A 14,994-nucleotide genomic window follows, 5' to 3' on the forward strand; every position below is an offset into this window, starting at 1 on the left:
AGCGCGTCAGCCCTGGGCGCGGAACAGCAGCGCCGAGTGTCCGACCCGGATGGTGTCGCCGTCGGCGAGCTGCCAGGTCTGCACCGGGGTGCCGTTGACCGTCGTCCCGTTCGTGGACCCGAGGTCGGACAGGGTGGCCTGCTGGCCGTCCCAGCTGATCTCGAGGTGCCGGCGGGAGACCCCGGTGTCGGCGAGGCGGAACTGCGCGTCCTGACCGCGGCCGATGACGTTGGCGCCCGCGACGAGCTGGTACGAGCGGTTCGACCCGTCGTCGAGGGTCAGGCTCGCGGTCATCTGGCGGGTCTGGACGCCGCCGTACCCGGGCTGCTGGCCGTACTGGTCGTAGCCCGGCTGCTGGCCGTAGGGGTCGTAGCCGCCCTGGCCGTACTGGCCGCCGTACTGGTCGTAGCCCTGCGGCTGGCCGTAGCCGGGCTGCGCGTAGCCCTGCTGGCCGTAGGGGTCGTAGCCCTGCGGCGGCTGGCCGTAGCCCGGCTGCTGCCCGTAGGGGTCGTAGCCCTGCGGCTGCCCATAGCCCTGCTGCTGGCCGTACGGGTCCTGCTGGCCGTAGGGGTCGTAGCCCTGCTGCGGGTAGCCCTGCTGCTGGCCGTACGGGTCCTGCCCGTAGCCCTGCTGCGGGTAACCCTGCTGCGGGTAGCCCTGCTGGCCGTAGGGGTCCTGCCCGTAGCCCTGCTGCGGGTAACCCTGCTGCGGGTAGCCCTGCTGGCCGTAGGGGTCGTACCCCTGCTGCGGGTGTCCCTGCTGCTGGCCGTACGGGTCCGGCTGGCCGTACCCCCGCTGGTCGTGCTCGTCCGGGTAGCGACCGGGTGCCTGGCTCATGGGTTGCTCTCCTGCGGTTCGGGGGCTCGCGGTCCGCTGCCGCGACGCGTCGGGGTCAACGGACGACTTGGTGCGGAACTGTCCCGTGTGCAGCGCGTCGGAACGCTCCAGAGAGACTACGACCTCACCGTATGTCTCCCACCCGCCCTCTGTGAGGTGCTCTTCCACGCAGTCGATCAGCGAGTGGGTGATGGTCTCTTCGTCCCCCGCCATCCGCGCGTGGTCGGCGGGGCTGAGCGCCACCGTGTAGTGGTTGGGCGCGAGCTCACGCCCACCTGCCAAGACTCGCACGCCGTCCTCCGCCTCACGACGGAGGGCTTGTGCGATCTCCTGGGGAACGACCTTGCCGCCGAAGACCCGCGCGAAGCTGTCACCCACGAAGCCTTCGAGCGCACGCTCGAAGCGCTGTGCGCGCCCCACCCGCGATCCCTCCTCACGACGTCCGCCGTCCGACAACACCCCGTTCGGAGTGTCGCCACTTCCGACGGGCTCATCGATGGTATCGGTCCGTGCCTCAGCCGCGTTGACCTCCTTCGTGGTGGGCCCCGGAGGGCGTGCTACGGTCGTCGCCGTCGATCACCGCGAGAGCGGATCGGCATCCACTCGGGGCGAGTGGCGGAATGGCAGACGCGCACGGTTCAGGTCCGTGTATCCGAAAGGATGTGGGGGTTCAACTCCCCCCTCGCCCACACTTCTCCTTCCACGCAGGCAGGCTGTGGCCATGGAGCCCGCCCACAAGGTCTGCGATCTCACCGGCCCCGGTCTCACCGACCGTTTCGGCGTCGGCGGAACCGATCTCGGCGCCACCGTCAAGGCGCCGGACGGTCCCCTCCTGTCGGTGTTCGGTGACACCTTCGAGAACGCAGGGGTCGGCGGACCCGGATGGCGGTCCCCGATCGTCCTTTTTGCCGACCCCGGCTCGCGTCGTCAGGGGCTGCAGTGGACCGGCTCGGCCGGCCCGGGCGACTACGCCTACCAGGTCGTCGACTACACGCATCACGGCTACCGGCGGGTCGGGCGCAGCATCTTCGCGTGGCGCCAGATCACCACGGTGCTCCCGACCGACATGATCACGGTCGGGAGCGACGTGTTCCTGCACGTCATGGCCTGTCACGGCCTGGGCAACCCGCGCGCGACCGAGCTGCACCTCTCGCGCGACGGCGGGCGCACCTGGGATCCGGCGGGCTGCCGCTGGCCCGGGAACCACCTCGGCGGCATGCACCAGATGCTCACGTGGGAGATCGACGCCGCCGGCGAGTGGGTGTACGCCCTGACGACGGGGTTCCAGCGCGACCGGGGCCTGCTCCTGCAGCGCGTCCGCGCCGACCGTCTCGCCGACCCGGCCGCCTGGGAGGGGTGGGGCTGGGACGGCTCGACGTGGGACTGGGGGCGGACCCCGACCGAGGTCCTCCCGGGCGCGTTCGGCGAGATGTCGCTGCGACGGGTCCCGGACGCCTCCGGGCGCGAGTGGTGGCTGCTGGTCGTCTTCGACGCCGGGAACTACCGCATCGACGCCTACCTGCTCGACCACCCGACGGCGAACCTCCACACCGCGCCGCGGACGACGCTGGTGCACGGCTGCGGATGGAACGAGGAGGACCACGGCGCCGGGCGTGTCGCGCAGCTCTACGGCGGCTACGCCGTCCCTGGCTCGACGCTGTCCGACCTCGACGTCGTCGTCAGCCAGTGGAACACCGCGACCAACTGGCCGTACAAGGCGATGCAGTTCCACGCCGACGTCTCGGCGCTGGTGGGCTGATCCCCGGCCGGCGGCGCCCGCCCCGGCCCCCGCCCCCGGTGATCAGGAGCACTGGGCGCAGCTCGACGGCGCCCGGAACCTGCCGGTTGTGCTGTTGATCAAGGGCAGGGAGTCCCGTTACGCGCGCCCGGTCCAGTCGGCGCCGGCGCCCTCGATGACGGGGGAGCGGCCGAGCAGGGGCCGCCACCAGGCCTCGTTGGCGCGGTACCAGGCGACGGTGTCGGCGATGCCGTCGGTCCAGGAGACCGCGGGCGCCCAGCCGAGCTCGGTGCGCAGCTTCGTCGAGTTCAACAGGTAGCGCCGGTCGTGGCTGGGTCGGTCCGGGACGATCGTCTTGAGTTCCGGGCCGAGCTCGAGGGCGCCGAGCACGGTGTCGGCGATGCCCTCGATGTCGACCTCGACCCCGGACCCGACGTTGTAGGTCTCGCCGGCGCGGCCGTGGTGGATCACCCGGTCGATCGCCGAGGCGTGGTCGGAGACGTGCAGCCACTCGCGGCGGTTCTTGGTCGAGGCGTAGAGCGGCAGCGGCTCGCCGGCCAGCGCGCGGGTGGTGAACAGCGGGATGACCTTCTCGGGGAACTGGAAGGGCCCGTAGTTGTTCGAGCAGTTGGTGATGGTGACCGGGATGTCGTAGGTCAGCCCGTAGGAGCGGACCACGTGGTCGCCGCCGGCCTTGGCCGCGTTGTACGGGGTGCGCGGCAGGTAGGGCGAGTCCTCGGTGAACGCCTCGTCCGCGTCGAGGGAGAGGTCGCCGTAGACCTCGCAGGTCGAGATGTGGTGGAACCGCGAGACCCCGACCCGGCGGACGGCCTCGAGCAGCGCCTGGGTGCCCATGACGTTGGTCGCGAAGAACTCGCCGGGGCGCAGGATGGCCAGCGAGTTGTGGGACTCGGCGGCGAAGTTCACGACCACGTCCACCGAGTGCGCGCGCAGCAGGTGCGCGATCAGGTCGGTGTTGGCGATCGAGCCGTGGACGAACTCGACGCCGTCGAGCAGCTCGCCGTCGGGTCCGTTCAGCGACTCCCGGACCCCGGCGTAGGTCAGCGCGTCCAGCGCGATCACCCGGTCGCCGGGGTGGACCTGGCGCCAGTAGCGCACGAAGTTCGACCCGATGAAACCGGCTGCACCGGTGACGAGAACGGTGGACACTCGGCTCTCCTGGGGACTACGGACATCAGTGACTGACCCCGGCGAACCTAACCGACCGCGCCGCGTGGTCCGACGCACCGGTGCGGCACCCTGGTGACATCCCCGGTCCCCCGGCCTCCGAGGCGGCCGGGACCACCCTCGGACGAGACCCCCAGAGGACGGCATGCACGACGCACGGACGCTCATCGAGCTCGGCGACGAGGCGGTCCGCCGCCTCGCGCGGCGCGGCTACACGCTGGACCTGGCGGGCCTCGAGGCGCTGTCCGCGCGGCGCAACGCCTCGATCTCGCGGGGCGACGAGCTGCGGGCCGAGTCGAAGCGGGTCGCGCAGGAGGTGGGCCGCGCCGCGAAGGAGTCCGGGGGGCAGAGCCCGGAGGTCGAGAAGCTCAAGGGGCGCGCGCGGGAGCTCAAGGACGAGATCCGCGAGGCCGAGGAGGCCGTCGACAGCGCCGAGGCCGAACTGCGCCGGGTGCTGCTCACCGTCCCGAACCTCCCCGACGACGAGACCCCCGACGGCGACTCGGACGAGGACGCGGTCGAGGTCCGCCGGTGGGGGGCGCCGCCGGAGTTCACCTTCGAGACCAAGGACCACGTCGACCTCGGCGAGGCCATGGGCATCCTCGACTTCGGCCGCGCCGCGAAGCTCGCGGGCGCCCGGTTCAGCGTGGCCCGCGGTCCCGGCGCCGTGCTCGAGCGCGCCCTCGCGTCGCTGTTCCTGGCGCTGCACACCGGTCGCCACGGCTACACCGAGTTCTCGGTGCCCTTCCTGGTGACGCCGGAGACGATGACCGGCACCGGTCAGCTGCCGAAGTTCGAGGAGGACCTCTTCCGGACCGGCACCGACGACCGCAGCCTCTACCTCATCCCGACGGCCGAGGTGCCGCTGACGAACCTGCACGCCGGAGAGATGCTCGACGCGGGCTCGCTCCCGCTGGCCTACACCGCGTGGACCCCGTGCTTCCGGTCCGAGGCCGGCAGCTACGGGCGGGACACCCGCGGCATCCTGCGGCTGCACCAGTTCTCCAAGGTCGAGATGGTGCGGTTCTGCGCCGCCGAGGAGTCGGGCACCGAGCTGGAGCTGATGGTCTCGCACGCCGAGGCATGTCTGCAGGCGCTCGGGCTGGCGTACCGGGTGATCCGGCTCGCCGCCGGGGACATGGGGTTCGCCGCCCAGATGACCTACGACGTCGAGGTCTGGCTGCCCAGCCAGGGCACCTTCCGTGAGATCTCGTCGTGCTCGGACTGCGGCACGTTCCAGTCGCGCCGCGCCGGGATCCGGGCCAAGGACCCGCAGGGGGGCCGGCAGGCCGTCGCGACCCTCAACGGCTCGGGGCTCCCGATCGGCCGGGCGATGGCGGCGGTGCTGGAGCAGTTCCAGGACGCCGACGGGTCGGTCTCGATCCCCGAGGTGCTGCACCCCTACACCGGGTTCCGCCGGATCCGCGCCGACGGCACCACGGAGTAGGGGTCAGCGGCTCACCGGCGGACGGCCGCGAGCTGGGTGGCCTGCCCGACCATCCGGCCCGTGGTGTCCCACACCCGGCAGGTCTCGTGCATCCGCTCGCCCGCGAGGTGGTCGACCCACTGGACGGCGCGCAGCGGGCCCGGGGCGGGCGGGGCGTGCACGTGCGCGGACAGCGACATCGTCGGTGACCAGCCGTAGATCCCGAGGTCGAACGACGCGGGCGGCAGCACGTCGAGCGCGACCATCAGGCCGATCGGCGTCCACACCTCCTGCGTGTCCAGCTCCATCCAGCCCGCGATCCGGCCCTCCCCGTTCGGCCGTCCGGACAGGAAGCCGATGGTGGCCGGGTCGATCCGGGTGTCGACGACCTCCATGAGCGGGAGCGGACCCCGGCCGTCGTCGGTCTCGACCGGACGGCGGGCGCACTGCTCGAACGGGGTGAGGTCGACCGGGTCGGGCGACACGTCGTCGTCGCGCGGGTCGACGCCGGGGTCGGCCGCGAGCACGACGGCGGCCTCGACGCACGGCCGGTCGTCCTGGTCGAGGCGGGCGCGCAGTTGCGTGACGCCCCGGCCCCGGCGCAGCACGTCGACGGTGACGACGGCCGGCCCGGGGTCGGGCGCGCGCAGGAACGTCCCGGTCACGGCCTCCGGGACGTCGTGACCGGATGCCGCGGACACCTCGTCCGTGGCCGCCTGGGCCAGCACCGCGAGCAGGTACCCGCCGTGCATCTTCGGCCCGATGCGCCACTGCTCGTCGAGCAGGGCGGCCCGCCGACCGGGTTCGCCGGTCGGTTCGGTGGTGGTCGCCTTCGCCAGGTCGCCCATCAGCCCTGCGGCGGGCGCGGGGCGTCGTCGTCGGGCGTGATCGGTCCGGGCGGCGTGGTCCCCGGGGCGCTCGTCCCGCCGGTGGGCGGGGTGGGCGGCGTGGTGGGGGTGTTCGGCATGGTCGGCCCGGCGCCTCCGGGAGCGGGGTCCGCCGCCTGGGCGCCGGGAGCGCCCGGCGTACCCGACTCCGGGGTGGACGAGCCCTGGGAGGCGACCCACCCGACGCCGTCGCCGACCTTGGCCTCGGCCTTGCCGATCTGCTCGGAGTACTTCCCGCCGGTCTTCTCGTCGACCCAGCGGGCGGCCTTGCCGAGCGTGCCCTTGATGGTGTCCTCGTTCTCGGACACCTTCGCGCTCACGGTGTCCCTCAGGTCGGAGGCCATCTGCTTGCCCTGACGGGTGATCTCGTCGCGGTCCATGGCTGTCCCTCGTGCTCTCTCGCGGGTTCAGGGGGCGCCTGATACCCGAATATAGCGGCGGAGCACGACACCGGTGATCGTTCCGGTCGGGGCGTCACGAATGGGTCACCCGATGCTCACGTGGAGTGCCGACCACGGGACCCGCGCGCCCGGGGACGGGGTCCCCGACGGAGCCGGTGGACCGACACGGCACGATGGGACCCGAGGCGCCCGGCTCCCCGGCCGGTGACGCCGGGTCCCGCGGGGCGGACCGGCAGCAGGAACAGGTTACGAGGAGGCGCGCGGGCGGTGAGTTCGACGGAGCCGGTGCCCCCGTCCACCGTGGGCGCGGGCCGGTACACGCTCGGCGACCTCATCGGTCGAGGCGGCGCGGCGGAGGTCTTCCGCGCGCGCGACGAGCTGCTCGGCCGCGACGTGGCCGTGAAGCTGTTCCCGGCCGGCGTGGGCGAGGCGGACGAGTCCCGGCGCCAGCGCGAGGTGCAGACCCTCGCCGGCATGAACCATCCCGGCCTCGTGACGATCTACGACGTGGGCGCCGAAGGCAGCCGCGCGTACTTCGTCATGCAGCTCATCGAGGGCGAGTCCCTCGCGGACCGCATCCGGAGCGGGCCGCTGCGCCTCGGTGACGTGGTCGCCCTCGGCGCCGCCCTGGCCGACGCGCTGACGTACGTGCACCGCCACGGCGTCGTGCACCGCGACATCAAGCCGGGCAACGTCCTGCTCGACACCGAGGGCCGCCCGCACCTGTCGGACTTCGGGATCGCGGTCCTCGCCGACGCCACCAACATCACCGCCACCGGCATGGTGATCGGCACCGCGTCGTACCTCTCGCCGGAGCAGGTCCGCGGTCAGCCGGTCGGGCCCGCGTCCGACGTCTACGCCCTCGGGCTCGTGCTCCTGGAGTGCATCACCGCGCGCCGCGAGTACCCGGGCAACGCCCTCGAGGCCGCCGTCGCGCGCCTGCACCGCCCGCCGGACATCCCGCCGGACCTCCCGCCCGCCCTCGGCGGCCTGCTCGTCGCCATGACCCGCGACGAGCCGGCCGAGCGCCCGACGACCGAGCAGGTCGTCGGAGAGCTGCGCATGATCGCGCGCGAGGTCGGGATGGACGCCGAGACGGTGCTCGCGCCCGCGCCGACCACCGGCTCGAACGCGATGCGCACCTCGGCGATGGGCCCGCCCGGCACCGCCGGGACCGGCGCGACCTACGCGATGAACCCGGGGACGCCCCCCGGGGCGTACGACCCGTACGGCGCCACCCAGCGCGTCGGCACCCCGCCGGGGGGCTATCAGCCCTACGGCCAGGACGGGCGGACGGCGCTGGTCGGACCCGGCACGGCGACTGGGGCGCCGGTGGCCGAGGAGCCGGTCCGTCGCCGCAAGCGCTGGCCGATGATCGTCGCGCTCATCGCGGTGCTGCTCGTGGCCGCCGGGGTCGGCGCCTACGCGCTGCTCGGCAACAGCACCGCGAACACCCCCGCCCCGGTCCCGACGGTGGCCCCGCCGGCGCCGGCGACGACGACCACCACGACCACCGAGGAGCGCACGACCACGCGCTCGCGGCGCACGACGACCGAGGCCCCGACGACCACGCAGGCGCCGCCGCCGCCGGTGACGACGACCGTCGTCCCGCCGCCGTCGACGGCGCCGTCGACGCAGGACACCGGCACCTCCACGACCGACCAGAACCAGCAGAACGGCGGCGTCGGCCTGTTCCCGCAGAACAACGGGTTCAGCAACGGTGGGGCGAACCAGACCACCACCCCCGCCAACGGCGGCGGCTGACCCCGCACCCGTCACGAGCGAAGGGCCCCGCCGACCACGTGGTCGGCGGGGCCCTCGTCGTGGGCGGGTCCGGCTACTGGTGCAGCCGGCGGAACAGCGGCGCCCGCCCGGGCGGCTGCTCGATCGCCCCGTGGGGCGGCGTCGGCGGGATGTCGAAGGTCAGCGGCTCGCCGACGGTGAGGGTGAACTGCTCCTCGTGGTGGCTCAGGTCGAGGGGCTCGGTCGACGCCGTCCCCGCCGTGGCGGGCGAGTGCTCGCCGACCTCCTCGAGGGTGTACGTCGTCTCGCCGTGCCCGACGTCGAGGTGGATCGACCGCCCCCGCCAGAGCACCCGGAACCGCAGCCCGGACACCGCCGAGGGCAGGCGCGGCGCGAACGAGAGCCGGCCGTTGTGGGTGCGCATCCCGCCGAGGCCCTGCACGACCGCGGTCCACGAGCTGGCCAGCGCCGCGAGGTGGATGCCGTCGCGCACGTTGTGCTCGAGGTCGGCGAGGTCCATCTGCGCGGACTCGCACAGGTAGTCGTAGGCCAGATCGAGGTGGCCGGTCTCGGCGGCCATCACCGCGAGGGTCCCGGGGGAGAGCGAGGAGTCCCGGACGGTGACCCGCTCGTAGTAGGCGAAGTTCTCCGCCTTCTGCTCCGGGGTGAACGAGTCCGGGCACTGGACCATGGCGAGCACCAGGTCCGGCTGCTTGACGACCTGCTTGCGGTACAGGTCGAAGTACGGGTAGTTGAGCAGCAGCGGGTAGTGGTCCTCCGGGGTGCCCTCGAAGTCCCAGATCGCGTGCGAGGTGAAGCCCTCGGCCTGCGGGTGGATCCCGAGCTTCTCGTCCCACGGGATGACCATCGCGTTCGCGGCGGCCCGCCAGCTCGCGATCTCCTCCGAGCTCACCCCGAGCCGCTCCGCCTCGCGGGGATGCCGGACGGCGACGTCGGCCGCGCCGCGCAGGTTCCGCTGCGCCATGAGGTTCGTGTAGACGTTGTTGTCGGCCACCGCGGAGTACTCGTCGGGGCCGGTCACCCCGTCGATGCGGAAGTTCGACTCGCTGTCGTGGTGGCCCAGCGAGCGCCACAACCGCGCCGTCGCGACCAGCAGGTCGACGCCCACCTCACGCTCGAAGTCGTTGTCGGCGGTCGCCGCGACGTGGCGGAGCACGGCGTCGGCGATGTCGGCGTTGACGTGGAAGGCGGCCGTGCCCGCGGGCCAGTACCCGGAGCACTCCTCGCCGCGGATGGTGCGCCACGCGAACGCCGAGCCCTTCAGGCCCAGGTGCGCGGCGTGCGCCTCGGCGATCTCGAGCGTCGAGTGCCGCCACCTCAGCGCGTCCGCCGCGGCGCGGGGCTGGGTGAACATGAAGACGGGCAGCACGAAGGTCTCGGTGTCCCAGAGGCTGTGGCCGTCGTACCCCTGCCCGGTGAGCCCCTTCGCGCCGATCGCGCGCTTCTCGGCCCGCGCGCCGGCCTGCAGCACGTGGAACAGGCAGAAGCGGATGGCCTGCTGCAGCCGCGGGTCACCGTCGATCTCGACGTCGGCGCGGGCCCAGAAGGCGTCGAGGTACTCGCGCTGCGCCGCGACCAGCCCGTCCCAGCCGGTGTAGAGCGACGCGTCGAGCGCGGCCTCGACCTGGTCGACGATCGCGGGCTGCGAGCGCGAGCTGGACCAGCCGTAGGACAGGAACTTGACCAGGCGCAGCGACTGCCCCGGCTGCAGCCGGCAGATCGCGGTGGTGCGGCCGACGTTGTTCGAGCACGAGCTCTCGACCTGGACGTCGTCCGGGCCGAAGACCTGGTGCTCCATGGCGGCGCCGACCCGCAGTTCCGAGCGCCGGGTCTGGTGGGTCATGCGCGCGCCGTAGTGCGAGTGCGAGTGGTGCTCGGGCACCAGCGGGTCGGTGAGCGCGGCGGCCACGCGGGGGTCGCCCTCGATCTGCGGCATCTGCTCGTTGGCGAACAGCTCCGACTGGACCACCAGCAGGGCGTCCGACCCCGCGTCCTCGGGGATCGAGACCTCGTAGGAGATCGCCGCGACGGCGCGCTGCGAGAAGGACACCAGCCGCTGCGAGGTGACGTCGACGCGCTGCCCGTTCGGCGAGGTCCACTCCACGTGCCGGGTGAGCAGGCCCGAGCGCAGGTCGAGGGTGCGCTCGTGGGCGTGCACCTGCCCGTAGCGCACGTCGAGCGGCTCGTCGTCGACCAGCAGCCGGATCAGCTTGCCGTTGGGGACGTTGACGAGCGTCTGGCCCTCGTCGGGAAATCCGAAGCCGCCCTCGGCGTAGGGCAGCGGCCGGGACTCGAAGAACGAGTTGAGATACGTCCCCGGCATGCGGTGCGGCTCCCCCTCGTCGAGGTTGCCGCGCATCCCCACGTGCCCGTTGGCGAGCGCGAAGAGGGACTCGGTCTGACCGAGCAGATCCACGTCGAGCTCGGGCTCGTGCACGGCCCACGGGTCGACGTCGAACACGTTCGAGATCACGGGAGGACTGTAACGACGTCCGGTGGGCCGGGGTCGTCCCGCCCGGCCGCTTCCAGGGGTTTCCCGACGACGGCGGGTTCCCGAGGACAGCGGGTTTCCGCTGGGTGGGACGGCAGGTGACTCGGCCGGGTGCGTCGCGGTGAGGTGTACGCATGTCCGCACGGAAGCTGGCTCCGTTCCGCGCCGATCACGTCGGCAGCCTCCTGCGTCCCCCGGCCCTCCTGACGGCGCGCGCCGCGCACGCCGAGGGACGGCTGGGCGACGACGAGCTCCGGGCCGCCGAGGACGACGCGATCCGCGACGCCGTCGCCATGCAGGAGTCGGTGGGCCTGCAGTCGGCCACCGACGGCGAGTTCCGTCGGACGTCGTGGCACATGGACTTCCTCTACCAGCTCGACGGGGTGTCCTCGTCGAAGGACTCGTCGGTCGAGGTGGCCTTCCGCAACGCCAGCGGCAACCTGACCTTCGCGTCGATGTCGCTGGTCATCGACCGCCGGATCGGGCTCTCCACGACGATCTTCGGCTCCGCTTTCGAGACCCTGGCCTCGACGGTGACGAGCGCGGTGCCCAAGCTGACGATCCCGTCGCCGTCGATGCTGCACTACCGGCTGGGCGGTGCCCCGGTGCACGAGGGCGGGCCGTACTCCGACCCGGACGAGTTCTGGGCGGACCTCGCCGCCGCGTACCGCGAGGAGATCTCACGGCTGTACGCGCTGGGGGTGCGCTACCTCCAGCTCGACGACACCTCGCTCGCGTACCTCAACGACCCGGCCCAGCGCGACTCGATGGCCGCCCGCGGCGAGGACGCCGACCACATGCACGAGCGCTACGTCGACACCATCAACGCAGCGCTCGCCGGACGGCCGGACGACCTGCGCGTGACCACGCACATGTGCCGCGGCAACTACCGGTCCTCGTGGGCGGCCGAGGGCGGTTACGACCACGTGGCCGAGAAGGTCTTCGGCGGCCTGGCGGTCGACGGCTTCTTCTGCGAGTACGACGACGCCCGCTCCGGCGACTTCTCCCCGCTGCGCTACGTCCCGCGCGGCGACCAGCAGGTGGTGCTCGGGCTCGTGACGACGAAGTCGGGGGAGCTGGAGTCGCCGGACGAGCTGAAGCGGCGGATCGCCGAGGCGTCGAAGGTGGTCCCGCTCGAGCAGCTCTGCCTCTCGCCGCAGTGCGGGTTCTCCTCGACGGTCGAGGGCAACGAGCTGTCCTACGAGCAGGAGGTCGCGAAGCTCGAGCTGATCGTCTCGGTGGCGCAGGACGTCTGGGGCTGACCTCCCTCCTGCCCCGCCCGCCCCACACCCGCCCGTCCCGCCCACGCCCGCCCGCCACCCCGCCCCTCCGTTCGGGACGAACGACTCGTTCGTGGCGTCTATGTGCACGAACGAGTCGTTCGTCCCAAGGGTGGGCGAGTGCGCCAACCCGGCTGCGTCGATCGGTCGATCGATCAATCCACACCGGCACTGGTCGACGGGTTGTCAACAGGGCCGGACAGCTGGACTCACGCTCCGCCGCGATGCGGGCGGACGGTGTTGCCGTGCCGCCCCGCAGCTCCGTTTCCCGCGCTGATCTCCGCGAGTGCGCGCCACTCGCCGTCGCGAGGGTGGCCGCGCTGGTCGACCTCGGGATGCGGCGGGAGACGATCGCCAGACGGGTCAGGGCGGGTGTGTGGCTGCGCCCGTTCCCGGGTGTGATCATCATGCAGAGCGGAGCCCCGACTCGCGAGCAGCTGATCCTCGCCGCACTGCTGTACGCGGGCGATGGGGCGGTCCTGACCGGGGCCGAGGCGGTGCGACGTCAAGGGCTGCGCCGACTGCCCGAGATCCCCGAGCTGCATGTCCTCGTGGAGGAGGACCGCCACCGCCGCTGTCTGCCCACCCTCGTGGTCGAGCGGACGGCTCGGCCACCCGCGACGGTGGAGCGCGACGGCACGGTCGTGGCCACCCTCGATCGGGCCGTACTCGACACCGCTCGGCGTCTCACGGATCGCGACCAGATACGGGCCCTCCTGGCGGATGCCGTGCAGCAGCGCCGGAGCACACCTGATCGGCTTCGGGACGAGCTTGACGCAGGAAACCAACGGGGCTCGGCACTGGTCCGCGAGGTGCTGGGCGAGATCGCTGATGGGATCCGTTCGGCGAGCGAGGGATGGGGACGCGATCTCCACGCCCGGAGCGGACTGCCGCCGATGCTGTGGAACCCGCGGCTGTACTTCCCGGGTGGACGCTTCCTGGCCAGCCCGGACGGCTACCTGCCCTGTGTCGGTATGGCCTGGGAGAACGACTCGCTCGAGTTCCACCCGGTCGAGGAGGACGACACCGCACGTCGTCGGGCAGACATGATCGCTGCCGGCGTCATCGTGGCGCACCACCGCCCGAGGCGGCTGCGAACCGAACCGGAGCGCGTTATCGAGGAGCTGCGTGCCCACTATCGGCTCGCGGCCTCCCGTCCCACGCCGGATCTTGTCGTCGTCCCGGCCTGAGCAATCGGCTGGTGGCGACACCCCGATAGGGACGAACGACTCGTTCGTGGCGTCTACGTGCACGAACGAGTCGTTCGTCCCAACCGGCAGGGGGCTGGGCGGGGCCGATCAGGGGCGGGGCAGCACCGCGCGTGGCGCTCGTCCCCGGCGGGTAGGCCGCTGACATGCGCGTCGTCATCGCCGGAGGCCACGGGAAGATCGCCCTGCTGCTCGCCCGACAGCTCGCCGGGCGCGGGGACCAGCCCGTCGCCCTCGTCCGCAACCCCGACCACGCCGACGAGGTTCGCGCCGCCGGCGCCGAACCCGTCGTCGTGGACCTCGAGAGCATCGGCGCGGACGACCTGGCGAAGCACCTCGCGGGCGCCGACGCGGTGGTGTTCGCGGCCGGCGCCGGGCCGGGCAGCACGGCCGAGCGCAAGCGCACCGTCGACCGGGACGGCGCCCTGCTGCTCGCCGACGCGGCCGTGACCGCCGGGGTGCGCCGCTACCTGATCGTCTCCGCGATGGGTGCCGCCGACGCACCGTCGCAGGCCGACGACGACTCCGTCTGGGGCGAGTACCTGCGTGCCAAGCGCGACGCCGACGAGGGGGTGCTCGGCCGCTCCGCCCTCGCCGTCACGGTCCTGCGCCCCGGGAAGCTGACCGACGAGCCCGCCACCGGCCGGGTCACGCTCGCCGAGTCGAAGGTCGGCCACGAGGAGGTCACCCGCGCCGACACCGCCGCCACCCTCGTCGCCCTCCTCGACACCCCCGCCACCGTCGGCCGGACCCTCGAGCTGATCAACGGCACCGTGCCGCTGGGCACCGCGATCCAGGGGATCTAGGCCTTCGCGACGAGGCCCTCCGCGACCAGCCACCGTCGGGCCACGTCGCGGGGGTCCCTCCCGTCGACCTCGACCTCGCGGACCATCCCCCGCATCGCGGGCCCGTCGAGGCGCCGGGTGATCTCCCCGAACAGGTCAGCCACCCCGGGATGGCCCGCCAGCACGCCCTGGCGCATCACCGGCGCGAACCCGCGGGGGCCGGCCGGACCGACGAGCACGCCGCGAGGGTCGGCCAGCACCGCCAGCCCGAGGGCGGGCACGCGGCCCGACTCGCCCGGCACCAGCCCGGCCGTGCACCGCCCGGTCGCGACGCCGGCGAGCACCGAACCGGCGTCCTGGGGCACCACCGTGGGCGCGAAGCGGTAGCCGGCCAGCAGTGCGGCCGTGCCGGGGGCCACCGGGGATCCGGGGACGGCGTCGGTGGTCGCGCAGAGCGTCGTCGGGCGGGTCGCGGTCAGTGCCGCGAGGGCGGGGAGGTCCGCGGCGACGCCGGGGCGGGTCACGACGACGTCCGCGCCGTCGAACGCCGTCGGGTCCAGCCAGGCGACGCCGCGCGGCGCGTCCGTGGCCCGCAACGTGGCCAGCGGCGTGGCCGTCGGCGGGAGCTGACCGTCCGGGGCCGGGGTCCCGTCGGGCATCGTCGTGCGCAGCGAGGCCCACCCGGTGTCGACGTCGGACTCCTGCGGGGACCCGTGCACGTCGACGGCGGCGACCTTGCCGCACTCGTCCTCGGCGGTGCCGTTCGCGGCCTGCACCGCCGCGATGGTCATCTGGCACAGCAGGCGCAGCGCCGTCGTGGGCCCGCCACCGACGACGTAGCTCGCCGCACGCAGGTCGGCCCGGTGCGCGAGCAGGCCCCCGGAGGCGTCGGGGGAGGTCAGGGTGCTGTTGCCGCAGCCCGCGAGCAGCAGGACCAGCGAGAGCAGCGCCGCCGGGGCACACGCGCGGGCCGTCCGGGGCACCGCGGC

12 protein-coding genes and 1 tRNA gene are annotated in these 14,994 nt (G+C 73.0%); 7 read left to right on the top strand and 6 right to left on the bottom strand.

All coding sequences use genetic code 11. From position 1 onward, the window contains the following. Positions 1-6: 6 nt before the first annotated feature. Positions 7-1,257, bottom strand: a complete 1,251-nt coding sequence (locus LQ327_RS07455) for an FHA domain-containing protein (RefSeq protein WP_230731024.1) — start codon at positions 1,255-1,257, stop codon at positions 7-9. A 186-nt stretch (positions 1,258-1,443) separates the two neighbouring features. Here LQ327_RS07455 and LQ327_RS07460 point away from each other — a divergent pair. Together LQ327_RS07460 and LQ327_RS07465 are read left to right on the top strand one after the other, a co-directional pair. Continuing rightward, positions 1,444-1,526 (top strand) — tRNA-Leu (locus LQ327_RS07460). A gap of 32 nt (positions 1,527-1,558) precedes the next feature. Then, a complete protein-coding gene (locus tag LQ327_RS07465) occupies positions 1,559-2,596 on the top strand; it encodes a DUF4185 domain-containing protein (protein WP_230731025.1) in 1,038 nt (345 codons plus the stop codon). Between the two features lie 117 nt (positions 2,597-2,713). On the opposite strand, the gene rfbB is transcribed toward LQ327_RS07465, so the two are convergent. Then, a complete protein-coding gene (rfbB, locus tag LQ327_RS07470; protein ID WP_230731026.1) occupies positions 2,714-3,745 on the bottom strand; it encodes a dTDP-glucose 4,6-dehydratase in 1,032 nt (343 codons plus the stop codon). Positions 3,746-3,908: 163 nt separating this feature from the next. On the opposite strand from rfbB, the gene serS reads away from it, so the two are divergent. Then, positions 3,909-5,210: a serine--tRNA ligase gene (serS, locus tag LQ327_RS07475; RefSeq protein ID WP_230731030.1), complete on the top strand. Its 1,302-nt coding sequence runs from the start codon at positions 3,909-3,911 to the stop codon at positions 5,208-5,210. Positions 5,211-5,221: 11 nt separating this feature from the next. Here serS and LQ327_RS07480 read toward each other — a convergent pair whose 3' ends face one another. After that, positions 5,222-6,037 (bottom strand): thioesterase family protein, encoded by an 816-nt coding sequence (locus LQ327_RS07480; protein ID WP_230731031.1) that lies wholly within the window; start codon positions 6,035-6,037, stop codon positions 5,222-5,224. Next, on the bottom strand, positions 6,037-6,456 hold the full coding sequence (locus LQ327_RS07485) for an antitoxin (protein ID WP_230731032.1): 420 nt from the start codon (positions 6,454-6,456) through the stop codon (positions 6,037-6,039). Before LQ327_RS07485 ends, LQ327_RS07480 begins: the two co-directional genes overlap by 1 nt. Before the next feature lie 288 nt (positions 6,457-6,744). Here LQ327_RS07485 and LQ327_RS07490 point away from each other — a divergent pair, with 288 nt between their 5' ends. After that, positions 6,745-8,241, top strand: coding sequence for a serine/threonine-protein kinase (locus tag LQ327_RS07490; RefSeq protein WP_230731033.1), 1,497 nt, complete (start codon positions 6,745-6,747; stop codon positions 8,239-8,241). A gap of 73 nt (positions 8,242-8,314) precedes the next feature. On the opposite strand, the gene LQ327_RS07495 is transcribed toward LQ327_RS07490, so the two are convergent. Beyond that, on the bottom strand, positions 8,315-10,714 hold the full coding sequence (locus LQ327_RS07495; protein ID WP_230731034.1) for a glycoside hydrolase family 65 protein: 2,400 nt from the start codon (positions 10,712-10,714) through the stop codon (positions 8,315-8,317). Positions 10,715-10,866: 152 nt separating this feature from the next. Here LQ327_RS07495 and LQ327_RS07500 point away from each other — a divergent pair, with 152 nt between their 5' ends. From LQ327_RS07500 to LQ327_RS07510, 3 genes are all read left to right on the top strand, one after another. Next, a complete protein-coding gene (locus LQ327_RS07500) occupies positions 10,867-11,994 on the top strand; it encodes a 5-methyltetrahydropteroyltriglutamate--homocysteine S-methyltransferase (protein ID WP_230731036.1) in 1,128 nt (375 codons plus the stop codon). A gap of 329 nt (positions 11,995-12,323) precedes the next feature. Next, the gene (locus tag LQ327_RS07505) at positions 12,324-13,202 is read left to right on the top strand and encodes a hypothetical protein (RefSeq protein WP_230731038.1); all 879 of its coding nucleotides are present in this window, start codon (positions 12,324-12,326) and stop codon (positions 13,200-13,202) included. A gap of 164 nt (positions 13,203-13,366) precedes the next feature. Then, positions 13,367-14,026, top strand: a complete 660-nt coding sequence (locus LQ327_RS07510; protein WP_230731040.1) for an SDR family oxidoreductase — start codon at positions 13,367-13,369, stop codon at positions 14,024-14,026. Here LQ327_RS07510 and LQ327_RS07515 read toward each other — a convergent pair. Beyond that, positions 14,023-14,988: a glycine betaine ABC transporter substrate-binding protein gene (locus LQ327_RS07515; protein ID WP_230731042.1), complete on the bottom strand. Its 966-nt coding sequence runs from the start codon at positions 14,986-14,988 to the stop codon at positions 14,023-14,025. The genes LQ327_RS07510 and LQ327_RS07515 overlap by 4 nt on opposite strands. Between the last annotated feature and the right edge of the window lie 6 nt (positions 14,989-14,994).

Origin of the sequence: Actinomycetospora endophytica (assembly GCF_021026375.1) — a bacterium.
In the GTDB taxonomy this organism is placed as follows: Bacteria; Actinomycetota; Actinomycetes; order Mycobacteriales; family Pseudonocardiaceae; genus Actinomycetospora; species Actinomycetospora endophytica.

What these genes read in the sequence shown, in the direction of transcription:
- LQ327_RS07500 (WP_230731036.1), top strand. Translation starts at nt 10,867, where the DNA reads ATGTCCGCACGGAAGCTGGCTCCGTTCCGCGCCGATCACGTCGGCAGC.
- serS (WP_230731030.1), top strand. Translation starts at nt 3,909, where the DNA reads ATGCACGACGCACGGACGCTCATCGAGCTCGGCGACGAGGCGGTCCGC.
- LQ327_RS07465 (WP_230731025.1), top strand. Translation starts at nt 1,559, where the DNA reads ATGGAGCCCGCCCACAAGGTCTGCGATCTCACCGGCCCCGGTCTCACC.
- LQ327_RS07510 (WP_230731040.1), top strand. Translation starts at nt 13,367, where the DNA reads ATGCGCGTCGTCATCGCCGGAGGCCACGGGAAGATCGCCCTGCTGCTC.
- LQ327_RS07480 (WP_230731031.1), bottom strand. Translation starts at nt 6,037, where the DNA reads ATGGGCGACCTGGCGAAGGCGACCACCACCGAACCGACCGGCGAACCC.
- LQ327_RS07485 (WP_230731032.1), bottom strand. Translation starts at nt 6,456, where the DNA reads ATGGACCGCGACGAGATCACCCGTCAGGGCAAGCAGATGGCCTCCGAC.